22 protein-coding genes are annotated in these 23,002 nt (G+C 35.9%); 13 read left to right on the top strand and 9 right to left on the bottom strand.

Annotated features, from left to right (window positions below):
- Positions 1-32 precede the first annotated feature (32 nt).
- From HF990_RS11245 to HF990_RS11230, 4 genes are all read left to right on the top strand, one after another.
- A complete protein-coding gene (locus HF990_RS11245; protein WP_221302140.1) occupies positions 33-689 on the top strand; it encodes a hypothetical protein in 657 nt (218 codons plus the stop codon).
- 192 nt (positions 690-881) lie between these two features.
- Positions 882-1,598, top strand: coding sequence for a (Fe-S)-binding protein (locus HF990_RS11240; protein ID WP_168412617.1), 717 nt, complete (start codon positions 882-884; stop codon positions 1,596-1,598).
- 12 nt (positions 1,599-1,610) lie between these two features.
- On the top strand, positions 1,611-3,035 hold the full coding sequence (locus tag HF990_RS11235; RefSeq protein ID WP_168412616.1) for a LutB/LldF family L-lactate oxidation iron-sulfur protein: 1,425 nt from the start codon (positions 1,611-1,613) through the stop codon (positions 3,033-3,035).
- Complete coding sequence (locus HF990_RS11230; protein ID WP_096549654.1) at positions 3,032-3,739, top strand: LutC/YkgG family protein; 708 nt, start codon at positions 3,032-3,034, stop codon at positions 3,737-3,739. The genes HF990_RS11235 and HF990_RS11230 overlap by 4 nt, the downstream gene beginning before the upstream one ends.
- A gap of 152 nt (positions 3,740-3,891) precedes the next feature.
- On the opposite strand, the gene HF990_RS11225 is transcribed toward HF990_RS11230, so the two are convergent.
- A complete protein-coding gene (locus HF990_RS11225) occupies positions 3,892-4,335 on the bottom strand; it encodes a spore coat protein (RefSeq protein WP_408647331.1) in 444 nt (147 codons plus the stop codon).
- A 79-nt stretch (positions 4,336-4,414) separates the two neighbouring features.
- Positions 4,415-4,609 carry a hypothetical protein gene (locus tag HF990_RS11220; RefSeq protein ID WP_016839163.1) on the bottom strand — a complete coding sequence of 65 codons (195 nt, stop codon included), beginning with the start codon at positions 4,607-4,609 and terminating at the stop codon, positions 4,415-4,417.
- 420 nt (positions 4,610-5,029) lie between these two features.
- Between HF990_RS11220 and HF990_RS11215 the strand changes: the two genes are divergently transcribed.
- The 4 genes from HF990_RS11215 to HF990_RS11205 are packed head-to-tail and all read left to right on the top strand — an operon-like array spanning position 5,030 to position 8,468.
- The gene (locus HF990_RS11215) at positions 5,030-5,491 is read left to right on the top strand and encodes a hypothetical protein (protein WP_016839164.1); all 462 of its coding nucleotides are present in this window, start codon (positions 5,030-5,032) and stop codon (positions 5,489-5,491) included.
- Between the two features lie 56 nt (positions 5,492-5,547).
- On the top strand, positions 5,548-6,963 hold the full coding sequence (locus HF990_RS11210) for a hypothetical protein (protein ID WP_168412615.1): 1,416 nt from the start codon (positions 5,548-5,550) through the stop codon (positions 6,961-6,963).
- Between the two features lie 29 nt (positions 6,964-6,992).
- A complete protein-coding gene (locus HF990_RS15250; RefSeq protein ID WP_016839166.1) occupies positions 6,993-7,127 on the top strand; it encodes a hypothetical protein in 135 nt (44 codons plus the stop codon).
- Entirely contained in the window at positions 7,128-8,468 is a 1,341-nt protein-coding gene (locus HF990_RS11205) for an ArsB/NhaD family transporter (protein ID WP_016839167.1), read from the top strand.
- 109 nt (positions 8,469-8,577) lie between these two features.
- Here HF990_RS11205 and HF990_RS11200 read toward each other — a convergent pair whose 3' ends face one another.
- Positions 8,578-9,645 carry a CotH kinase family protein gene (locus HF990_RS11200; RefSeq protein ID WP_016839168.1) on the bottom strand — a complete coding sequence of 356 codons (1,068 nt, stop codon included), beginning with the start codon at positions 9,643-9,645 and terminating at the stop codon, positions 8,578-8,580.
- An 87-nt stretch (positions 9,646-9,732) separates the two neighbouring features.
- Between HF990_RS11200 and HF990_RS11195 the strand changes: the two genes are divergently transcribed.
- Positions 9,733-10,374, top strand: coding sequence for a hypothetical protein (locus HF990_RS11195; protein ID WP_168412614.1), 642 nt, complete (start codon positions 9,733-9,735; stop codon positions 10,372-10,374).
- 55 nt (positions 10,375-10,429) lie between these two features.
- On the opposite strand, the gene HF990_RS11190 is transcribed toward HF990_RS11195, so the two are convergent.
- On the bottom strand, positions 10,430-12,052 hold the full coding sequence (locus HF990_RS11190; RefSeq protein ID WP_016839170.1) for a methyl-accepting chemotaxis protein: 1,623 nt from the start codon (positions 12,050-12,052) through the stop codon (positions 10,430-10,432).
- A gap of 613 nt (positions 12,053-12,665) precedes the next feature.
- On the opposite strand from HF990_RS11190, the gene HF990_RS11185 reads away from it, so the two are divergent.
- The 3 genes from HF990_RS11185 to HF990_RS11175 all read left to right on the top strand — a co-directional run bounded on the left by HF990_RS11185 (position 12,666) and on the right by HF990_RS11175 (position 15,981).
- Positions 12,666-12,950 (top strand): phage holin family protein, encoded by a 285-nt coding sequence (locus HF990_RS11185; RefSeq protein ID WP_016839171.1) that lies wholly within the window; start codon positions 12,666-12,668, stop codon positions 12,948-12,950.
- 334 nt (positions 12,951-13,284) lie between these two features.
- Positions 13,285-14,331, top strand: a complete 1,047-nt coding sequence (locus HF990_RS11180) for an NAD(P)/FAD-dependent oxidoreductase (RefSeq protein ID WP_016839172.1) — start codon at positions 13,285-13,287, stop codon at positions 14,329-14,331.
- 558 nt (positions 14,332-14,889) lie between these two features.
- Complete coding sequence (locus HF990_RS11175; RefSeq protein ID WP_016839173.1) at positions 14,890-15,981, top strand: tetratricopeptide repeat-containing glycosyltransferase family 2 protein; 1,092 nt, start codon at positions 14,890-14,892, stop codon at positions 15,979-15,981.
- Between the two features lie 39 nt (positions 15,982-16,020).
- Here HF990_RS11175 and HF990_RS11170 read toward each other — a convergent pair whose 3' ends face one another.
- From HF990_RS11170 to HF990_RS11150, 5 genes are all read right to left on the bottom strand, one after another.
- Positions 16,021-17,052 (bottom strand): glycosyltransferase family 2 protein, encoded by a 1,032-nt coding sequence (locus tag HF990_RS11170; RefSeq protein WP_016839174.1) that lies wholly within the window; start codon positions 17,050-17,052, stop codon positions 16,021-16,023.
- A 5-nt stretch (positions 17,053-17,057) separates the two neighbouring features.
- Positions 17,058-17,570 (bottom strand): hypothetical protein, encoded by a 513-nt coding sequence (locus HF990_RS11165; RefSeq protein WP_168412613.1) that lies wholly within the window; start codon positions 17,568-17,570, stop codon positions 17,058-17,060.
- Between the two features lie 30 nt (positions 17,571-17,600).
- Complete coding sequence (locus HF990_RS11160) at positions 17,601-18,062, bottom strand: hypothetical protein (protein WP_016839176.1); 462 nt, start codon at positions 18,060-18,062, stop codon at positions 17,601-17,603.
- 252 nt (positions 18,063-18,314) lie between these two features.
- Complete coding sequence (locus HF990_RS15145) at positions 18,315-21,212, bottom strand: collagen-like protein (protein ID WP_247595884.1); 2,898 nt, start codon at positions 21,210-21,212, stop codon at positions 18,315-18,317.
- A gap of 209 nt (positions 21,213-21,421) precedes the next feature.
- Positions 21,422-21,742 carry a hypothetical protein gene (locus HF990_RS11150; RefSeq protein WP_016839178.1) on the bottom strand — a complete coding sequence of 107 codons (321 nt, stop codon included), beginning with the start codon at positions 21,740-21,742 and terminating at the stop codon, positions 21,422-21,424.
- Positions 21,743-22,038: 296 nt separating this feature from the next.
- Between HF990_RS11150 and HF990_RS11145 the strand changes: the two genes are divergently transcribed.
- The gene (locus HF990_RS11145; RefSeq protein ID WP_016839179.1) at positions 22,039-22,821 is read left to right on the top strand and encodes an enoyl-CoA hydratase-related protein; all 783 of its coding nucleotides are present in this window, start codon (positions 22,039-22,041) and stop codon (positions 22,819-22,821) included.
- Positions 22,822-23,002: the final 181 nt, after the last annotated feature.

Here is a 23,002-nt window from a genome sequence, read left to right as displayed (position 1 = left end):
GATACCAAGATAGTCAATCAACGACACTTAATATGAACAATAATGGTGCTTCTAAATGGAAGAAGTTTATTGAAAATGTAAAAGTTATTGTAATCCTAGAACTTATCATAATGGGAATTGCATGTTTTATTTCTATTGGAGGAGAAGAAGGAAGTGTCAATGGGGTCATCACAACCATCTTTTTGATTCATTTATTTTTTGGAATGTATTATATCATGTTGACATTTTCAAAAAGTGGTTTCGGAGAGGCAATGAAATCTATTTTAATTCAAGGTGGACTATTGATAGGAATGCTAATGATGATTGCATTGACGAATGAGTCGAGTGATCATACAGTTATTGATTCGTACTCTCTTAACTTTTTAAAAAATAATGCCATTGAAGTAGATTATGACAAGTTGTATCACATTGCTTTTGAACGTTATGGCAGCCAAAGGAATCAATTAGTTAAATTCTCTGGAAAAGTGTTTCTTTTAGATGGCAGTGATTATATTTTGATTGACATGTCACCGGAACCATACAAAAATCAAGTGGTTTATGTAAAAAGAAAAGAACAGGATCATATGGTCAGTATAAACGATCAGGTGGAGATTTACGGTAAAGTATTAGGTACTGCTTCAGTTGCAAAACATCTTGATAAACAATTAAATGTTCCAGTCATAGAAAGCTATTCACTCACATTGCGTTAATATATCAATTTGTTTTTCGGGTTTATCCCGATTTTTTTTTACATAATTTGAGGCAACAATTGATTTCTCTCAATCGTTGAAATAGTCATACTTATAGGTGTTGAAAGCATATCTATTATAAAATATAGCTTTTTCTATTAATAGAAAGTTTTAGATGAAAGAATGAAAAGCAGTTTTTTGGGGGGGATGAATATGGAAGTTTCCTTATTTGCTACTTGCCTTGTCGATATGTTTCAAGGAAATGTTGGGAAATCGACAGTGGAATTGTTAGAAAGACTTGGTTGTAAAGTAAAATTTCCGACTGAACAAGTATGCTGTGGTCAACCTGCTTATAATAGCGGTTATGTTGAACAATCCAAGAATGCAATGAAAAATATGATTAAAGCTTTTGAGCAAGCTGAGTATGTCGTTGCCCCATCCGGTTCGTGTGCATACATGTTTAAAGAGTACCCCCACATTTTTAAAGGAGATGAAGAGTGGGAAGAAAAAGCTCAACAATTAGCAAATAAAACCTTTGAATTAACGGAATTTATTGTCAATGTGTTAAAAGTTGAAAATGTCGGTGCACGATTGAAAGGTAAAGCTACATATCATACTTCTTGTCATATGACTCGATTGCTTGGCGTTAGAGAAGAACCTATCAAACTGTTAAAAAATGTAGAGGGGTTGGAGTATATTGAGCTTTCTGGAAAAGAGCGATGTTGTGGTTTTGGCGGGACATTTTCAGTGAAAATGGGGAACATTTCTACACAAATGGTAGATGAAAAAGTACGTGACATTGAAGAGACAGAAGTAAATATATTAGTCGGTGCGGATGCTGGTTGCCTTATGAATATTGGTGGTCGTATGAGTCGCCTAGGAAAACCGATTCGCATTATGCACATAGCAGAAGTATTAAATTGTCGATAGGGGGATTTAGAAATGGCAATGAAAACAAGCGCTGAACAATTTAAAGATCGGGTAGAAAACAATTTAAATGATTCATTTATGCGCGGGGCAATTTCATCTGCACAAAATAGATTTCAATCCCGTCGACAAGAACGAGTGAATGAATTAGAAAATTGGGAAGAATGGCGAGCTCATGGTGAAGAAATACGAAAACATGTGCTTGATAATTTAGATGCTTATCTATATGAATTAAGTGAAAATGTCTTGAAACGTGGTGGACATGTATTTTTTGCTGAAACAGCTGAAGAGGCATCCCAATATATAAAGAATATTGCAATTCAAAAACAGGCTAAAAAAATTGTAAAATCGAAATCCATGGTGACTGAGGAGATTCATTTAAATGCGGCACTTGAAGAAGCAGGTTGTGAAGTAATTGAAACGGATCTTGGAGAGTATATTATTCAATTAAATCATGAACCTCCTTCCCATATTATTGCGCCATCACTACACAAAAACCGATATCAAATTCGAGACATCTTTGCTGAAAAAATCGGTTATAAAAATTCCGAAAAACCTGAAGAAATGGCTCTTTACGTTCGTGAAAAGTTACGTAAAGAATTTTTAACTGCTGATATCGGGATCACCGGCTGCAATTTTGCAGTAGCGGAAAGTGGAACGGTGACCCTTGTGACAAATGAAGGGAATGCCGATTTAGTTACGGCTTTACCAAAAATCCAAATTACTGTTATGGGAATGGAAAGAATTGTACCTACTTTTGAAGAATTAGATGTGTTAGTCAGTTTATTAACAAGGAGTGCAGTTGGCCAAAAAATATCCAGTTATGTTACAATGATTACCGGCGTAAAAGGGGAAGAAGAATCTGATGGACCAGAAGAATTTCATTTGGTCATTGTTGATAATGGACGTTCCAAAATATTAGGTACAGATTTTCAACCGATTTTACAGTGCATTCGATGTGCAGCCTGTGTCAATGTTTGCCCTGTATATCGACATATTGGAGGGCATAGTTATGGTTCAATTTATTCAGGTCCAATTGGAGCTGTATTAACACCGCTTCTTGGAGGCTATGCCGATTTCAAAGAATTGCCATATGCTTCAACTCTTTGTGGAGCTTGTACGGAAGTATGTCCAGTAAAAATTCCATTACACAAACTATTGCATTTACATCGTCAGAAAATAGTAGAACAAGAAGGAAAGGCTCCCATCTCGGAACGATTATTAATGAGAGCGTTTGGTTTTGGTGCTTCTAGCCCTCATCTCTTTAGTACAGCAACAAAAATTGCATCGTCAATGATGTCTCCCTTTGTAAAGGAAGATAAAATTCCTAGCGGCCCTAGACCATTGAAAGCATGGACAGAAGATCGGGATTTTCCTGCACCAAATAAAGAAAGCTTTCGCAATTGGCTAAAAGAAAGACAAAAGGGGGAGCAAGGATGACTATAACTAATCGAAAATCATTTTTAATGAATATTGCTAAACATCTTGGCCGTCCTATGAAAACGAAAGTAGAACGGCCAGTATGGAAACACTTGCCACAATTTCAAATCTTAAATCATGCAACTCAAGAAGAACTAATAGACGTGTTAAAACAACAATGCCATAATATCCATACAGTTTGTTTGCAAACGACGACTGCGAATTTAGCAAGCACATTGCAACAAGTAGTAGAGGATTATGGTGGTATTTCAGTAATGATCCCAAAAGATGACCGACTCAAATATTTTGGTTTAACAGAAGTGTTTAAGTCATGGCAGTCTAAGGGAATCGAAATATACGAATGGCATCCTCAAAATCGCGAACAAAATATCCAACTAGCAGAAAAAGCGAGTATAGCGATATTAATTAGTGAAATGACGTTAGCTGAAAGCGCATCTGTCGTACTATATAGTCATCCAAATAGAGGACGTTCATTAAATTTATTGCCAGAAAAAACAATCGTGCTTATACCAAAAAGTACAATTGTTCCACGGATAACACAAGCGGCACAAATTTTTCATAAACAAGTTGAACAGGGAGAACAAATTCCTTCGTGTATATTGTTTATGTCGGGCCCAAGCAATTCAGCCGATATTGAAATGGTGTTAATTGTTGGTGTACACGGACCTATAAAAGCAACTTATATCATAATTGAAGATCAGTAAACCCGTTTTTAACTTCACCCATTTGAAGTAAATTCTTTCTATTCACTTGCAATAAATAAGTGCAGCTTTTGCGGATGTTAGCAAAGTGCTGCACTTTCATTTTATAAATGTTTTATTTCATATTTAACTTTGCTACTTCCTTATTTTAGAAATTAGAGAACATCAATTCTTACTAGTAAAGCAATTAAAATTTGTAGTAATAATTGAATGTTAACAATTAAATCATTATCAGTAGTTGTAATTCTTACACCTCTAGAATTTTCAACATAAGTTTGTTGTCTATTGATTTGTTTTGATTTTACATTGGCAATTAATTCTTGTGTGATTCTTTCAGCATCTCTGCTGCTGCCACCTATTGAAATGCTAATAACTAAGCTAATTGCAGCTTGCAATGCAACTTGAAGAGATAATGCTGCTTGCGTATCTGTTGTAGTGATTTCTACATCAGCTGAATCAATGACAATAATTTGCTCATATGATTCTTGGATATTTTCGATTGCACCTTCCAAATTATTCATATCACGATCTAATGGATGTGCAGAGGAAGGGTCTAAAGCACTCCATCTTCTATGTTCATTTCTTCTCGTCATATCAATACCTTCAACAGAAGGCATATTTCCACGCCATACTTTGCTGTTACCCATTCATTCATTCCTCCTTTTTGACAGTAGATTGCTATTTTTTAATTGTTTTTACTAGTTTGTTCACATTACTTTCTAAATCCATTAGTAAATTTTTTAACTTTCTTTTTTCTTGTGCGCTTAATCTTGGCTTTCTTAGTTTTACTCCGTGTCTTTTTAGGACACTATCTATTAAAAGATTCACACTCTGGTTAGTAATGGAGTCTAAACTTCGATTACGCCGACTCAAAAATACTCCTCCTTTCTATTTATCTGAAAATAGAATATGTAAGGAATGAAATGATACTTGGGTAAATATTACGAGTTTTTGTTTATTTTCATAATTGAAAGTTAATTGACTTCTTATAGAAATTACTAGAAGAGAAAAAAAACATCATTTTCTAAAAGAGAAAGGTTCTGCATCCAAAAGTTAGATTTTGACTCTAACTTTTAGGGGTCACTACCCTTCTCAAAAGAGAAAATGATGTTTTTAAGTTTTGTCCCAGCTTCTTTAATTAATTTGAATTTGTTTTGTCAGATTTACATGTTCTTTCATACAATAACATAACGCAAATCCTCAATAAATTAACGATGTTTAGGCGGATAACTAATTACCTTTTTACGTTTACACGTATAAATAATAATGAATTTTATAATGGGAGGAACAAGAATGAATAGGGAGTTAATGCTTTCTTTATTGAACAAAGTGGTTAGAGTAGATCGCGGTGGGCCTGAGTCTAGGGTTGGTAAAGTATTTTCTGCTCAATCTGATTATTTCGCATTGTTGACAGAAGAAGATGGAATAGTGTTTTACAAATATCAACATATCAAGAGTATTACTCAAGATTCAAGAAATGGCATGAAGTTGAATGTTGAAGTTCCTGAAGATTATCCATTTGCTAGTTTCATGGATTTCAGATCCGTATTAAATGAATTACGTCATAAATGGGTTAAAATTAACCGCGGTGGACCTGAGTCAGTGGAAGGTGTATTAGAAGAAGTATTTGATGATTTTATAACAATTGTAAAAAATGAAGAAGTAATCCGCGTGGCAATGTTCCATATTCGAAATGTGAGTTATGGACCAAAACCAGAAAAGAAACCTGAAAAGCAAGATGAAGAAAATAACTAATAACAAATTAAAAGGGGAGACTTCGTGCGGATTGCATTAAAAAGGAGGCCCTAATGTTGAATGCTGAATTTTTGTTAGATACAATAAAAGGTCTTGAAGGTTTAGAGATTGGCTTATTTTTAGCTGAAAATCAATCCATTCAAGGTACTTTATTAAGTGTTCAAGAAGACCATTTAATTGTTAAAGTCAACGAAAATGTAATATATTTCCCTATCACCCAAATCAAAGCATTATCGAAAAACGCAAAAGAATCAAGTGTCATAAATAAGGGATTTAGTAACACTTCACTTAACAGATTTAAGTTGGAAGAAATATTAAAAACAATGTATTTACAATGGATTACTGTTAATAGTTTTGGCAATAAAAGCTTTTCAGGAGTGCTCAGCAATGTTTATGAAGATTATATCGTGTTGATTAACGGAGAGAATCAATACTATATTTTAAAGTCACAGATTACAAGTATTCTCAATGAACAAATCGATGAAAACCAAATTATAAATCTAGAGGCTAATGGAATTGCCAATACAGCATTGACTAATTTACCAACATCCAATTTGACTTCAGAGGATGGGCAACTAACTGAGGAGCAAAAGAAAGCTATATCAGATGCAATTAAAGAAAAGGTAAAACAGCTTTTTCCAAAGACAAATGAAGATGAACAGCAAGATACAACATCAGATATGAATATAGACGATTTAACGGCGACAATAACACAAGAAAATCAACTTGAAGAATCATCTCCATCACAAAATGAAGAAACCCTCCAAGACGAAAGGTTAGCACAAATCACTGTAACATCGAAAAATATCCTCCAAGAACCACCATCAAAACTAGAAGCGACCCTCCAAAATATCGAAAACAATCCAACAAAACAGCAAGAAAACACATTAGCTATTTCAAGCAAAAACTCCAAAAAAACCCAAAAAAGACCATTCTTCCATGAGGTAAAATTCAATTCTCCAATACAAGAATGTACTTGGGAAGATATGACGATGGAATCGCATAGTCCAAGTAAAGAGAAGGAACAAACTGAATTATTTTATGAAGATCAAGAATTAAAAAAAACAGAAATGAGTTTAATCGAAAATACTGTAAAGATTGCAGAAAAAGAAGATTTCGAAATCAAAAATTTATTAGAACCGTCGGAAGAAATACAACAATTATCTGAAGATGTGTATGAAATTCAACCAGTATCCGGAAAGATAATTGCAGCCCAACAAATAGATGATGCAGAAGAAATCGTTGAAGAAATCATGGAACCAATTGAGTGTACATCTTCCAGTGAAGAATCAGAATTCATACACGAACCTGTAAAAATGTTAATGGAAGATAATAAGCGACTTTTAAAATATCAGTACTATGCATTAATGAAATTTGCAGAAAGAATGTATCACATCGAAAACCAATATCGAGCGATCATGAAACATGCTGAGAAGATGTATTTGCAGTTAAAGGAGAGAAGTTATTATTAAGGTTGATAGGAGAAGGAGGGAAAACGAATATGATGCTCCTTTACTTCTCAATTGTGGGTGTCTTATTTTATAAATTATTTTTGCAACCACCTTCGCCAGTAAAAGAAGAAACAGTGATAGAAACAGATCAATCAACTTATGAACAATCTAAGGCGGCTGTTTAAATGGTAGATTATTCTACAATATTAATGTTAACCATTTTTTTAATCTCCATAGGTATAATGCTATGGAGACCTAAAGGAATCAATGAAACGATTCCCATTACAATAGGGGCTGCGATTATTGTCATACTAGGATTTGTAAGCTATGAAGATCTTAAAAGTATACTAAGTATTGTAAGTGGCCCCTCACTTACAATACTTTCTACTATTATGATGTCCATTGTATTGGAGAGTATTGGTTTTTTTAAGTGGATTGCTCAAAATATCATATTAAAATCGAATAATTCAGGGCTTAGGCTTTATATATATACCAATTTGTTATGTTTTTTTATGACTATGTTATTTAATAATGATGGAAGCATACTCATAACAACTCCTATCATTATCCACATCATCAAGTATTTAGCACTTAAACCACCTCAGTATATCCCCTATTTAATTTCTGGGGCGCTGATTGCAACAGCATCTAGTGCGCCGATTGCTGTAAGCAATATTTCGAATTTAATCGCATTAAAAATAGTTGGTTTAGATTTAAATAGCTACGTAAAAATTATGTTTATTCCATCGATGATAGGCATTTTAACAATGAGTTTATTATTGTATTTACTTTTTAGAAACCATATTCCGAAACAATTAGGATTACTAACTTTCAATGATAAACCGTCGAATATCTTTACTCATCCCCTTGATCCATCAGCTCAATCTGAATTAGACAAAAATTTATTTAAAATATGCATTGCCGTAGTCGTCATTACAAGAGGGGCATTTTTTGTTCTTTCACCATTTGGTATTCCATTAGAGTTGATTGGATTATTTGGAGCATTCATATTAATTACGATTCGTTGGTTAAAAATGAGAGTCGGAATAAAAGATGTAATTATCAATTCTCCTTGGCATATATTAATTTTTGCCTTTAGCATGTATGTACTCGTATATGGATTGAAAAATGTAGGATTAAACACATTGATTATTTTAAATTTTAAAGAGTTTATTGAACAAGGTACATTTAATGCAACAATGATTATGGGATTATTAACTACTGCTCTTTCCAATATTTTTAATAATTTGCCTGCCGTGATGATTGGAACACTTTCGATTACAGAAATGGAATTGAATCCATTATTAATGCAAGTTGCATATCTAGCTAATGTTATGGGAAGCGACATTGGTGCATTATTAACTCCAATCGGTACATTAGCTACACTTCTTTGGATGTTTTTACTAAAAAAACATCGAATTAAAATAACTTGGGGAAAATATATTAGCGTTACAATTTTAATCATACCAGTTACACTCATGGTGAGCTTGCTCAGTTTATATTTGTGGATACTTCTTATCTTATAATAGCGTTCTGAATGAAATGATGAGGTGTAGGAAATTAAAAATTACACTCATATTCATGCTCCTCCTCTAGTTGCTAAGGAATTCATCCTAATTAGAGGAGGAGAAATGCTTATAATAGTGATTCAAGTTGGTCCGATAAAAATTGATTACGCTTTTCAATAAATTGTAGAATATATTCTTTTTCACTCATGAAAATTTTTTCGTTATGTTTTATATATGGATCTTTTTCGATATAGGGCAGAATTAGAGCTTGCAGTTGTTCAATTTGGGGTTTAATTGCAGAAGGAATAAATTGTTTGTGTAGTATGCTTTCTAAAATCCGACGATACTTTTGTTTAAAATGCTCGTTTTCTAATATACGAGCAGTTAATGTGTTGTATCCCCAAATTGGTACATATTCAAGTTCAAGGGGCTCTCCGTGTAAGTTCCTTCCCCATGAACCATCATAATCCCATGGGGAGATTTCAAATAGTTGAGTTTCACTATTATGATATAAAGCATAATTATGAATAAATCCATCAAAATTTTGCGTGCAAACTGCCCCAGCAAGCCACAGTAAATATTTTTCAATATCTAATACTTTCACTATTTCTTCATTAAATTTATCTTTAGGATAAGTGTTAATAATGACTAACATTTTTATTAGATGTTCTTCTTCCTGAAAGGAATATTTTGTTGTATAACCATCCATTAATGATTTTTTTATATATCCTTCAGGCGTATATAAAGAGAAATTGGCATCATCATTCGTAGCATAATAGATTGAACCATCCGGCAAATTTCTCTTCTTTAAGAAGTACTCATCAAAAGACTCAATGGCTAGATATACTCCTTCACTTTTCCCATTGATGAACAATTGAATATGGTTGGAATTTGGAGAGAGAACACCGATTTTTTGAAAGAAATCAAAAGATAATTTATTTCGAATCAAAGAAGGATCATTAAACTCCGCATTTAAATGGATTTCATGGTGACCGTCCATTAGATGGGGATGTTCAAATATGATATGATAAGACTTTTTTTTATGTTTTCGAAGTTGATTTCCTCTCAAACTAATTTGAATGTCATAACTTTGGCTATTGATTGTTAGTTGGGCAAAAAAATAATGTTCTGTCCAAATATTTTTATATAGTTTTTTCAAATCGCTTTTTGATATTTCAATAAAATAAGTTTCCACACAAATGCCTCCTGAAAATGCCTCTTTATATTGGTAAATCACCTAAAGTGTTTGAAATAAATTACATAAACTATAAAGAACAAATCATTGTGTTTGGAGGGGATTATCATTAGTACTTTAATTGTTGATGATGTTAGGAAACTAGTTGAAATTGCTAAAGAGAATGATTTAATTCAATATATGTATAACAATCCAATTGAAGACCCAGAGTTAATTCAAACAACAATCGCGGTAAAAAATAAGAAATCGAATGGCAGCAAAGGTGGATCCAAAGGAAATAAAAAAGGAAGTAAAGGTTCAAAAGGAAATAAAAGTGGAGGTTCTAAAGGAGATAAACAAAAAAGCAAAGGCTCAAAGGGGAATAAAAACGACTCTAAAGGAGATAAGCAAAGAGAGAAAGGTTCAAAGGGAAATAAACAACAAGGAAGCAAAGGCTCAAAAGGGAACAAAAGCGGCGGATCAAAAGGAGATAAGCAAAGAGAGAAAGGTTCAAAGGGAAATAAACAACAAGGAAGCAAAGGCTCAAAAGGGAACAAAAGCGGCGGATCAAAAGGAGATAAGCAAAGAGAGAAAGGTTCAAAAGGGAACAAAAAACAAGGAAGAAAAGGATCGAAGGGGAATAAAAACGGTTCTAAAGGAAAAAAGGAAGAAAATAATGCCCTTTCATCATTAGCAGAAGAAATCCAAGATAAAGTAAAGGAATTTGTTCAAAAACAACAAATGAATTAACAATCTAAATAGATTGCAAGGAAATGAAGAATGCCAGGCATGTACCTGGCATTTTTTAATAATGAAAACGATTAATTATGCGGCTAAGATGAATAGCTTCTTCCGCTAGTTTTGTAGCATTTTGAGCGAGTGCATTTATGCCTTCCACTTGAATATCTACGCTTTCATTTGTAGCTACAACCATATTTGTAAAATCTTCTGCAATTGTATTCACTTGCTGCATAATCTCCTGTAGTTTATTTCCGTCTTCATGAACAAGATCAACAAATTTTCTATTATTTAATACTAAATTTTTTGTTGAAAGCGTTGTTTGAATTAATTGTTCTATGACTTGATCTGTTTGAGAAACGGCTTCCATCCCTTCATGAATAGCCTTCACATTATCTTCAACTTGAGCTACAGTAGTTTCTAAATCTTTATATGTTTTTTCTAATAATGTCATAATTTCTTCTGCAAATTCATTCGTTCCTTCAGCGAGTTTTCGAACTTCATTCGCGACAACTGCAAAACCGCTCCCCGCTTCACCAGCCCGAGAAGCTTCAATGGAAGCGTTAAGTGCAAGTAAATTTGTCTGTTTGGCAATTCTTGTAATGGAGGCAACTTTATCCTTCACAGCATTTGCTTCTTGAGTGATTTTGCGGATTTTCGCTGCAGAGTTTGCAACTTCATTTTGAATTTTTGCCATTTGGCTGTGGGCAATTTGAATGGCTTCTTGTCCCTTACTTGCATCTTGTAATGCATCATCTGCACCTACCACAGCTTTCTCAACTTCTTCTTGCATTTCTTGTACTTGATTCATCATCATTTCTACCATTTCGTTGGCGTTAGTGATTGAGTAACGTTGTGTTTCTGCACCACTACGGAAAGTTTGGACAGCTGCTGATAATTCTTCAAAAGTTGTCGAAATGCGTTGTGTTTCTTTTTCTTGTTCTTTACTAATTCGTTCCACAGTTTCCGCGGCATGTTTAAATTCATCAATTATCGCACGAATCCCTAAAATAATTTTATTGATTTCATAACCGATTTGGTGAAATTCATTGCGAAGACCTACCTTTTCAATTTGTGCACTCAAGTTGCCAGAGGATATTTTTTTTGTAACGCTATACCATTCTCGCAAATTTTTCATTATGATAGTATAAAAAATTAAACTAAAAATAACCGTAACAATTGCTGTTCCAATGAGGACACTTGTTGTCATAGATAAATCATTGCTTAAAAAATAAGCAATGATAGCAGGAACTATACTGGACAAAGTAATTAAACTTCCAAATATTGCCCCAATAAAAGGTCGTTGAACTAGTCTACCCATTCTCAGATTAAAGCGTTTCCCATTCTTATCTGTTAACAGTGGGCAAGATGCATCAATAAGTATTTCTCCCGTATCTCTTGGATAAATTTGCAATAGTCCTGTATTAGTTTTGGCAGCAGCCAAACCCACTTCATCGGTGAAGGATGAACCTTCTCTTAAGCGGTTCGTATGAATATAACCTAAACCATTTTCATCAACGATAACAAGGTATTCATCTCGGGCAAGTTCTTGATCCAATACAGTACGAATTTGATTTATTTGTTCTTCAATTGTTTTTTCATGGTCCCAGACGCTTCTAACTTTGGATGCGACATTTTGAACTTTCATCAGTGCCTTTTTTGCAACATTTGAACGTAATAATTTACTCATATTCACTCCCCCTGGATATATATCCTTGCATAATCCCCTTTGTATGTATTTAAAAATACCCTTTTTAGCATCTATACTTTGAACGAGTATAGATGTCATAAATTGTAATTCTATTATATCAGCAAATTAGACTAACTTTAAGGAAATATATGAAAAATTTTGGATAATCTGTATTATTAAATGAGTATTATTGCATTAAATCAATTTAAATTGCTATGGTTTATTTGTACCAGAAAATAGTCATCTTCTCATAAGAATCGTTTACATTTTTCCTTCATAAATTCATTGTAACCTTCGTTTAATCATGTCACAATGAGTGGTAGTATTAAAAAATTGAAAAATTCAGTAAATTTTCTGGAGTGAATTTGTGTGGAGATAGTTGAAAAAGTAATAACCTAGTAGGAAGAAATTTATATTAATGAAACCTATAATTTTGACTAATAAAAATTGATTCAAAAACTTTCATCCTTCTAACGAATTAATAACTTTTCTATGTTCTGGTTCGTAAGTAGTGAATCATCCTAAACCGTTTTTTTGTCTTACACATAAAATGATAAGAGGAATACTTTATAGGTTTTACTCTATTAACTTTCAATAAGAAGAGGGATGAAAGATGGATATTATTATATTAGAAAATTATATATATCCTGAGTCAGTTATTATCATTCCGGTACTTTATCTACTTGGATTGTTTTTGAATCGAACGCCAAAAGTTCCGCCATGGGTCACTCCTTGGGTACAAGTTGTTCTCGGAATTGCATTTTGTATCGGGTATTATGGATTTATTATTGAAGCGGTGATTCAAGGGATATTAGTAGCAGGAGCAGCTGCGATTGTAAAGGATTTATTCCATAAAGCTAATTATTTAACAAAGAGAGACCAAAACGGAAAAGAATAATCTATTTTATTAATATAAAGATGATTGGCTGAATCAATAAAGGTTCAGCTATTTTATTGCGGACAACTTGTAATGAAGGGACATGTTGGAAATTTATTGGTAGTAGCCTGTTGAAAAAAAGTTAATGATTATACAAAAAGAGGAATCAACAATTGAATAATGCAAAAAATAAGCAAGAACTCACTAAGGTTTGATTATTTATTAGGAGAAAATTCCTTTTAATATTGTTCATTTTCTCTTAAATTATCCATTCAAAAGTTTATTTTTGTGTGATAAAATTCTAAACGAAATTGATAATCATTATCGTTTTTAATTTCACCCAGGAGGATACATAATGGAAACACACAATTTATATGATGTGACAATTATTGGGGGAGGACCTAGTGGTTTATTTTCCGCATTTTACTGCGGTTTAAGAGAAATGAAAACGAAAATCATTGAATCCCAAAACTACTTAGGGGGTAAAATAAATGTTTATCCTGAAAAACTAATTTGGGATGTTGGTGCATTAACGCCAATTACAGGTGAGAAATTAATTCAACAATTGATAGAACAAGCAACGACTTTTGATCCAACTGTTGTGATAGGAGAAAAAGCAACGGAAATTTCTAAAAATGAAGAAGGTATATTCGAAATAAAAACAGATAAAGGACATACTCATTTTTCAAAAACGGTAATCGTAGCAATTGGAGGTGGCATAATCAACCCTCAGAAGCTTGAAGTGGAAGGGGCTTCTAAATTTTATAGTTCCAATTTAAATTATACAATTAAATCTTTAAAAAAATTTAAAGATAAGATTGTAATCGTTTCAGGTGGAGGACATACAGCAGTTGATTGGTGCAATGAGTTGGAGCCGATTGCGAAAAAAGTTTATTTAACATATAGAAAAGGTCAATTGAATGCCCATGAAGCACAAGTATCACAATTATTGAACAGCTCGGTTGAATGTTATTTCTATACAGAAATCACTAAATTAATTCCAAGCCAAGATGGTATGTCCATTGAGAAAGTGGAATTAACGAATAATCAGACAGGAGAAATTACTTATTTAAATGTAGATGAAGTGGTTGTGAATCATGGATATGTAAGAGAAAAAACTTTACTTGAAAATAGTCCGTTACAGATTGAATTCGCAAATGAGCACTACATTAAAGCGAATATATATTGTGAAACGAACATCCCAGGGCTTTATGCAGTGGGGGATGCAGTTGATTATGAAGGAAAAGTTCACATGATCGCTGGTGCATTTCAAGATGCAATCAACGCAGTAAATAAGGCTAAAGTGTTTGTTCAACCGGATGCAGAAGCTATTGGCATGGTATCTTCGCATAATGAGGTCTTCTATAAACGAAATCGGGAACTAATTGAAAAACTGATTTAATTTTTTAACTTCTGACTCAATATCGTCCGTTAAATGCAATGCTTCAAGGAGATGAAGATGAAACAGCCATTTTCATTATGCGAGCGATAGGATTCATCTTCAGTCAAACAAGAGTAGAAATGGTTGATGAGTAGGAATTTGTCATCAAGCTGATGATATAAGGGAAAGAAGAGTTTTAGATTGTAAAGCCGAAACCTATTTATCCAGAACGTATGAAAGATAAGCTTCCTTCTGCTGTTGGAGGGGCGAAAAATTTTAACCAATTTATAGATATAGAATGCAATATCTTCAGCAGTATGGAAGAAATGGTGTAATGAGGAATAAAATTATACAGAGGGCTTAGCTTTTTTGGGCTATGTCCTTTTTTGTGATTATGATTGCGGTTTTGGTAATTGAGAAGGGTTAGCATTTTTGTAAAGTGACTTTCTAAAAAAATACTTACCACATCACCCCTAACGAATTGTAACAAATGCCTATAGAATTGAAAAATTAGCCTGTTCACATCATTTTACTCATTCATATACTAATATGAATTCTGTAAATGTGGAGGGTTGATGCATGGTTACAATAAGCTTGTGTATGATCGTCAAAAATGAAGAAAACGTACTAGAGCGTTGCTTAAATAGCGTAAAAGACCTTGTTGATGAGATCGTTATTGTTGATACGGGCTCGTCCGACAACACAAAGGAAATTGCAAAAAGATTCACTGATAAAGTATTAGATTTTGAGTGGATTGATGATTTTTCAGCAGCGAGAAATTTTTCTTTTAAACATGCCACAATGGATTATATATTTTGGCTAGATGCCGATGATGTCATGTTAGAAGAAGACCGACAAAAATTTAAAAAATTAAAAGAACAATTAACAAGCGATGTTGATGCGGTGTCAATGGTGTATCATCTTGCTTTTGATGAGTACAATAACCCTATCTATAGCTTTAGAAGATTTCGATTAGCCAAAAGAGAGAAAAATTTTGTTTGGAAAGGAGCTGTTCATGAATACTTAGAAGTTAGAGGGCGATTACTCCAATCTGATGTTGCGATTACTCATCGGAAAGAAAAAAAGGAAGAACGGAATGATCGGAATATAAAAATTTATGAAAAACTTTTAGAAAAAGGAGAAAAATTCACACCAAGAGATCTATTTTATTATAGCAATGAATTAAAAGATCACGGCCAGTATGAAAAAGCAATTGAATATTACGAAAGATTTATAAATCATGAAGATGGTTGGGAAGAAGAAAAAATCCGTGCATGTATTAATATGGCTTTTTGTTATAGAAGCTTAGGAAACATAGAAAAAGAAATCGAGACGTTAATCCGTTCGATACAATACGATGTACCAAGACCAGAAGTATCTTGTCGAATGGGTGATTTGTATCTAGAAAGAAAACTCTACGATAAAGCGATTATGTGGTATCAGTTTGCTTTAATGGTAGACACATCAAACATACAAGGTATTGTACAAAAACCATATTCTACTTGGTATCCATACTTACAGCTTTGCGTTTGTCATTGGCATAAAGGGGATAAAGAATTGGCAGTCGAATATAATAAAAAAGCAAAAGAATATCGTCCGAATGATCCATCAGTGCTTTATAATGAAGAATTTTTCAAGAAGTATTTCGAAGAACAAAACAATGAAAAATAAAACAGGCTGTATCAAATCGATACAGCCTAAATTTTTTATTTATTGTTTTTGAGACTGTCTTAATTTTTCTAAACAAAGTTGTTTATAATGTTCTGCTTTAAAGCTTCCAGTTCCTTTTAATATTAAATATTTAGAGTTATGTTCCCCAAGCTCGAGACATTTTTCAAAACATGCTAAAGCCTCTTCATAATTGTTGGTTTGATAAAATATTAATCCTCTTAAAAAATGTAAATCTACATAATCAGGATATAAAGCAATGGCTTTTTCTATTCCTTCTAATGCATTATCCAAACTATTTGTATCAACGAGAATCCCATATTTTAAACGGTAGAGAATAGATGGAGGCTTAATTCCGTTTAGTAAAAAACGAAAAATGGATTCATTTAAATAATCAAAAGCTTTATTATAATCTCCTCTACGATAATATTCATTTGCTAAATGGTATTCAATCCAGGGACTATGGTTTGGATTTTTATACTCCTCTTGAATAAGTTGTAGATTCCGTTCTGCTTTATTACGCTTGGTGGTTAATTTGTCAATATATCCATAATGATGAATTGGAATCTCTAAATAATCGGTTGTGTAACTGGAATCATGAGGATTAGGAAAAATAGGGGTTTCATGAATCCGATTATAGAATTGGATGCCTTTATGGTTTTGAAATAAACGTGGTTGATAATATATAAAAGCTTTTTCCCGATCAACTGGAAACGATTCACCGTAATAATTCATTACTGGCATTAAATACATTGTAGTAGTGGAATTCTTTAAAACTTCCATTAGCAATTGTTCATGGCCAGTTTCCAATTCCTCATCTGCATCGAGCCATAAAATCCAATTCCCTGTTGCCTTGGATAGGGCGAAGTTTCGCGCTTCTGCAAAATGATCATTCCATGCATATGAAAACACGGTCGCATTATATTTTTTACATATATCTATTGTCTTATCGGTTGAACCAGTATCAACAATAATTATTTCTTGCACAATCTTTTGAACACTTTTTAAACATTGTTCAATAAAATCCGCTTCATCTTTAACAATCATACAAAGGGAAATTGAAGGGGAAGACAATAAACCTACACTTCCTTTTTCCGAGGTATTTGCATATTGTTTGCCAACCAAGGTGGAGGTAAGGGTGACAAAATGATTGTTACGAGATTTGATTCGTCATCATTTGATTCTTCATAGGTTTCTTCATGAATACGAATGTAATAATAGTTCAAAATCTGAGCAATCGTTTTTTCTGAAATCATTTGATGTTCTTCAAGAAGAAAAGGATATTGTTGTAATAACATTTGCATTTTTTCAAATAGTTCTCTATTTGAGTCCGTAAACGAAGGTGTTATTACTTCGTAAGAAAAGTATGTTCGATAAATATAAAAGTGAAGAAAGAGCAGCATGTGTAATTTTTCAATTAATACTAATGATTGGATTACTTGTGTTTCACTTTGAAGTAGTTCTTCTTCCGATAGTTCTTGAGTTTGATTGCGACGTTCAAAATAGTTTATTAGGAATTGGGCAAAAGAATAAATGAATGTTGAAAAGTTTAGTGAAGATTGTAACAACTCAACTTGATGATTTTCTTGCATTGTTCACCCCCCTCGTAAAATGCATATCGATTAATGATCGTATTTTTTTTCGGATTTACACTTTGAACAATGACAATCCTTTTTCTTTTTGTTTGGGCAATAGCATAATGAAGAATCGAACGAGTCTTTACAGTGATGATGTTTACATTTACAATCTTTGTCTTCCTTGCATTCTTTACATTTATGATGTTTTCGTGGATGACAGCAAGATTTTTGATTTAGTGTTACTACATCTTCAAGTTTAAATTGAAGTAAGATTTGTGATTTCACAACAGTACGTAATGTTTGATTAATACTTTCGTTGATTTTTAAGTAGCTATGAAAATCGCAAGGAGACTTTTTAATAAACATTTGAAGTTTTTCAGCTTCAGCATTCAAAATATGGGAAAGTCCAATTTCTTCTAATGCAATTGAAGAAAGCAATAAATTGATGGTTTTACATCGATCTAATGTAATCTCAGGAGTAATATCCGGAATGGTAGGCAAAGACATTCAAAGTGACCTCCTTAAAAATTTAACCATACAAAGTGGGGTAATGTACTCTCATACACTCTCTAGTGTATTGAACAGAAGTTAGATTTGTGCCTATTTTCAACGATTTCGTTGATGATGGAATTATTAATTAGTGAGTACCTATCACTAGTTTCTCAATTAAGTAAAATTGGTGTTGGAATGAGTGATTTCATAAAAAAACTGCAGATCACTTGAATGATTCAAGTGAGTCTGCAGTTTAAATGGATTGGCTTAAGCGATTCGGTGGATGGACCAAACGATTGGAGCGTCAGCACCGCCAAGGGTTATGCTAATTGTTAATCCATCATTTACATAGAATAGACCTATATTATCATTTGCAGTAAGTTCTACTTCTCCTGCTATTGTGACTGTTCCATTACCAAGAATAGCTCTTAAACCAACACCTAATGCAAGTTCAATGTTTAAAATTGGGAATAGTCCTACGATTAAATCATCGCCGGTAGTAATATTGCGTACTACAAATGCTGGGTCGCCACCAAAGATTCCTGTTAAAGTTGCAGTTGTACTATAGCTGATAGTTGCTGCGATTGAGTATCTTCCAGTAGCTGGAACTGTAAAGACACCAGTAGTAGGATCAAAGCTAGTTGTATTAAAGTATGGTGGAGCTACACTCCAGTTGCCAAGCTGAGTACCTGTGGATACACTAGCTGCTGTTCTAACTGCCGAGAATCCTTCATCTGCAAAGTTTGGTCCCGTAGGTCCAGTTGGTCCCGTCGGTCCCGTCGGTCCCGTCGGTCCCGTCGGTCCCGTAGGTCCAGTCGGTCCAGTTGGTCCAGTTGGTCCAGTAGGTCCAGTCGGCCCAGTCGGTCCAGTCGGTCCAGTCGGTCCAGTCGGTCCAGTCGGTCCAGTTGGTCCCGTAGGTCCAGTCGGTCCAGTTGGTCCAGTTGGTCCCGTCGGTCCCGTCGGTCCCGTAGGTCCCGTAGGTCCAGTCGGTCCCGTAGGTCCAGTCGGTCCCGTAGGTCCAGTTGGTCCCGTAGGTCCCGTAGGTCCAGTCGGCCCAGTCGGTCCAGTCGGCCCAGTCGGTCCCGTAGGTCCAGTTGGTCCAGTCGGTCCAATTGGTCCCGTAGGTCCAGTCGGCCCAGTCGGTCCAATCGGTCCAGTTGGTCCAATTGGTCCAGTCGGTCCAGTCGGCCCAGTAGGTCCAATCGGTCCAATCGGTCCAGTTGGTCCTTGAGGTCCCGTAGGTCCAGTTGGTCCAGTAGGCCCTGTTGGTCCAGTAGCGCCTTGAGGTCCCGTAGGCCCAGTAGGTCCAGTCGGTCCAATTGGTCCCGTAGGCCCAGTTGGTCCAGTAGCGCCCTGAGGTCCCGTAGGTCCAGTAGGTCCAGTCGGTCCTTGAGGTCCCGTAGGCCCAGTTGGTCCAGTAGCACCTTGAGGTCCCGTAGGTCCAGTTGGTCCAGTAGGCCCTGTTGGTCCAGTCGGTCCTTGAGGTCCCGTAGGCCCAGTAGGTCCAGTCGGTCCTTGAGGTCCCGTAGGCCCAGTAGGTCCAGTAGCGCCCTGAGGTCCCGTAGGTCCAGTTGGTCCAGTATCACCTTGAGGTCCCGTAGGTCCAGTAGCACCTTGAGGTCCCGTAGGCCCAGTCGGTCCAGTCGGTCCTTGAGGTCCCGTAGGCCCAGTTGGTCCAGTATCACCTTGAGGTCCCGTAGGTCCAGTTGGTCCAGTATCACCTTGAGGTCCCGTAGGCCCAGTAGGTCCAGTAGCGCCCTGAGGTCCAGTCGGTCCAGTCGGTCCAGTCGGTCCTTGAGGTCCCGTAGGTCCAGTTGGTCCAGTAGGCCCTGTTGGTCCAGTAGCGCCTTGAGGTCCCGTAGGCCCAGTCGGTCCAGTCGGTCCAGTCGGTCCTTGAGGTCCAGTAGGTCCAGTAGCGCCCTGAGGTCCCGTAGGCCCAATTGGTCCAGTCGGTCCTTGAGGTCCAGTAGGTCCAGTAGCACCTTGAGGTCCAGTAGGTCCAGTAGCGCCCTGAGGTCCTGTAGGTCCAGTAGGTCCAGTCGGTCCTTGAGGTCCAGTAGGTCCAGTAGCGCCTTGAGGTCCAGTAGGTCCAGTAGCGCCCTGAGGTCCTGTAGGTCCAGTAGGTCCAGTCGGTCCTTGAGGTCCAGTAGGTCCAGTTGGTCCAGTAGGCCCTGTTGGTCCAGTAGCGCCTTGAGGTCCCGTAGGCCCAGTTGGTCCAGTCGGTCCTTGAGGTCCCGTAGGCCCAGTTGGTCCAGTCGGTCCTTGAGGTCCCGTAGGTCCCGTAGGTCCTGTTGGCCCTGTCGGAATTGAAGGTAAATTAATATCTACAATTGCAGAACCTTCAGTAACTTCAATATCCAATGTATCAGATCTAATAGTTAAGGTTTCACCTAAACGGATTGTGGCAATACCTGAATTACCTTGCACATAGAATAAGAACTGATTTGGATCAAATACTCCCGTAGGTCCCGTAGGTCCAGTAGCGCCCTGAGGTCCCGTAGGTCCAGTAGGTCCAGTAGCACCTTGAGGTCCCGTAGGTCCAGTAGGTCCAGTAGCGCCTTGAGGTCCCGTAGGTCCAGTAGGTCCCGTAGGCCCAGTCGGTCCAGTCGGCCCAGTAGGTCCAGTAGCGCCTTGAGGCCCAGTCGGCCCAGTAGGTCCAGTAGCGCCTTGAGGTCCAGTCGGCCCAGTAGGTCCAGTAGCGCCTTGAGGCCCAGTCGGCCCAGTAGGTCCAGTAGCGCCTTGAGGTCCAGTCGGCCCAGTAGGTCCAGTAGCGCCTTGAGGTCCTGTTGGCCCCGTTGGTCCAATGTCGCCTTGAGGTCCAGTAGGTCCAGTAGGTCCAGGCGGTCCTGTAGGTCCCTCAGTTGAAATTAACTTTGTAACTTGCTTTAGTTTATTGTCCAATAATAATTCTTTCTTAATTGACATTGCGATTGTATCCTGAACACTGCTATTAACTTGTAACAGATCATCAAGCGTTGCTGCTGGTGATAGCCCAGAAATACCCGGAATTGTTCCTAACGCATATTGGATTTTTTCACCCTCAGCATTAAGAATATGAGCTAAACTTAATTCTTCCATTGCAATGGAAGCAAGCAATAAGTTTATGACATCAGCTCTGCTAATGGTTATATTGGGGGTAATGTTTGGTAGATTGGGCTGAGACATTCCATAACTCCTTTCCTTTAAAATGTAAATGTCTCACCATGGCATTAACTAAGAACCTTAAATAGTTAATGACCATTGGTAATACAGTCGTTAATAATCTATTCTTTCTTGAAAAGGAGATAAGGAATAAAAGCCTATTTGCGTTGAAAAACCCAATTCTTAATTCAATAAACAAATTTCATAGATTTTATTACAATAAAGTTGAAAAATTAATAACACCTATGCTTATTCTTCAGTAATTCGATTACTTGTTTTAATTTATTATCTAATAAAAGTTCCTTCTTGATTGCAGTAATTAAAGTATGATTAACACTGTCGTTAATTTTCAGGATTAATTCAGCAGTAGTTGGAAGATGAGAACATGATTCGTTCATCTTTTCAATTGCAAATTGAATTTTTTCACCTTCTGCATTAATGATGTGAGCTAAACCGATTTCTTCTAAAGCAATAGAAGCTAATAAAAGGTTGATGACATCTTCACGATCTATACGAATCTTAGGTGAGATGTCTGGAATGTTAGGCATTGACATAGAATACGCTCCCTCCACATAAACTCTAACGTACGTAAGATTAGGCATACATACAATAGTAATATATTCATGAATTGATTAGGGGTTCATTTGTCGATATTGATGGAGTAATCGATTTATACTCACGAATAAAGGGGAAGTGGTGAGGCGAAAAGGCGAGGACTGGGACATCTCTGCTTAATCAATATAGTAATCTAAGTAACAGAATAAAATTGTAGAAAAAAGTAAACTGATTTATCTTGACCTCAAATATCAGAAGATTCAAAATAAAGATATCAATGAAAAGGGGTGGAGAAATGAGGTATCTACAATACCGCCAAACAGAGGAGATTGGCTATATTACCATCGATAATATGCAGGAGTTTAACACCTTAACGATGGCATTATTAGAAGAATTGGACAATCTTTTGAAGCAAATTGCCAAAGCACGTGAGGTGAAAGTAGTAGTTTTTGAAGGTTCAGACAAAGTTTTTTGTGCGGGTCATAGTTTGCGAGAGATTGAATCGATGACAGAGAATGAAGTACTCAAACTTTTCCAAACATGTCAAACAGTTATGCGAACAATACGAGAGTTGCCGCAACTTGTTATTTCAAAGGTAAAAAAAGCAGCGGTTGCGGCTGGTTGCCAATTAGTTGCTGCAAGTGATATGGCTATCGCTAGTGAAGATGCTAAGTTTGCAACACCCGGAATAAATAGTGGACTATTTTGTAGTACCCCGGCAGTATTTTTAAGCCGCAATATTGGAAGGAAAAAAGCAGTGGAAATGTTGTTTACAGGAAACTTAATTTCTGCTGAAGAAGCGCTTCAACATGGGTTGGTTAATAAAGTGGTTCCCCCTGAATTACTAGATATCGAAACAGAAAAATTAGCAAAAGAAGTAACGAAGCAAAGCTTAAATATCATTGAACTTGGGAAACGACAATTTTATCAGCAAATTAATATGGAAGATTTCCAAGCACTTAATTATGCTACAGAAGTAATTGCTCTAAATAGTAAGCATCCAGATGCTCAAGAAGGAATTCGCGCTTTCTTTGAAAAGCGTCAACCAGTATGGACGGATTCCAAAACGGTTATATAGTAAAAATAAGTTTACATTTTTAAAAAGGAGAATTTGAACAAAAAACAAATTCTCCTTTTTTAGTGCGCCTGGCATGGGTGTAATCTATAGGGTGTAAGTCCCGAACTGTGAAGGCAGAAGTAACAGTTAGCTTAACGCAAGGGTGTCCGTGGTGACGCGGAATCTGAAGGAAGCGAGCGGC

It is taken from the genome of Ureibacillus thermosphaericus (assembly GCF_012396605.1).
GTDB lineage: Bacteria > Bacillota > Bacilli > Bacillales_A > Planococcaceae > Ureibacillus > Ureibacillus thermosphaericus.
The sequence above is the reverse complement of the archived record's forward strand: the minus strand, read 5'-3'. Positions and strand labels throughout refer to the sequence as shown.

Bases quoted from the DNA above. Each gene is read 5' to 3' on its own strand.
- HF990_RS11145 (WP_016839179.1), top strand. From the start codon at position 22,039: ATGAGGTATCTACAATACCGCCAAACAGAGGAGATTGGCTATATTACC.
- HF990_RS11175 (WP_016839173.1), top strand. From the start codon at position 14,890: ATGGTTACAATAAGCTTGTGTATGATCGTCAAAAATGAAGAAAACGTA.
- HF990_RS11240 (WP_168412617.1), top strand. From the start codon at position 882: ATGGAAGTTTCCTTATTTGCTACTTGCCTTGTCGATATGTTTCAAGGA.
- HF990_RS11190 (WP_016839170.1), bottom strand. From the start codon at position 12,052: ATGAGTAAATTATTACGTTCAAATGTTGCAAAAAAGGCACTGATGAAA.
- HF990_RS11160 (WP_016839176.1), bottom strand. From the start codon at position 18,062: ATGTCTTTGCCTACCATTCCGGATATTACTCCTGAGATTACATTAGAT.
- HF990_RS11205 (WP_016839167.1), top strand. From the start codon at position 7,128: ATGGTAGATTATTCTACAATATTAATGTTAACCATTTTTTTAATCTCC.
- HF990_RS11185 (WP_016839171.1), top strand. From the start codon at position 12,666: ATGGATATTATTATATTAGAAAATTATATATATCCTGAGTCAGTTATT.
- HF990_RS11180 (WP_016839172.1), top strand. From the start codon at position 13,285: ATGGAAACACACAATTTATATGATGTGACAATTATTGGGGGAGGACCT.
- HF990_RS11245 (WP_221302140.1), top strand. From the start codon at position 33: ATGAACAATAATGGTGCTTCTAAATGGAAGAAGTTTATTGAAAATGTA.
- HF990_RS11230 (WP_096549654.1), top strand. From the start codon at position 3,032: ATGACTATAACTAATCGAAAATCATTTTTAATGAATATTGCTAAACAT.
- HF990_RS11215 (WP_016839164.1), top strand. From the start codon at position 5,030: ATGAATAGGGAGTTAATGCTTTCTTTATTGAACAAAGTGGTTAGAGTA.
- HF990_RS15250 (WP_016839166.1), top strand. From the start codon at position 6,993: ATGATGCTCCTTTACTTCTCAATTGTGGGTGTCTTATTTTATAAATTA.
- HF990_RS11235 (WP_168412616.1), top strand. From the start codon at position 1,611: ATGGCAATGAAAACAAGCGCTGAACAATTTAAAGATCGGGTAGAAAAC.
- HF990_RS11150 (WP_016839178.1), bottom strand. From the start codon at position 21,742: ATGTCAATGCCTAACATTCCAGACATCTCACCTAAGATTCGTATAGAT.
- HF990_RS11165 (WP_168412613.1), bottom strand. From the start codon at position 17,570: ATGCAAGAAAATCATCAAGTTGAGTTGTTACAATCTTCACTAAACTTT.
- HF990_RS15145 (WP_247595884.1), bottom strand. From the start codon at position 21,212: ATGTCTCAGCCCAATCTACCAAACATTACCCCCAATATAACCATTAGC.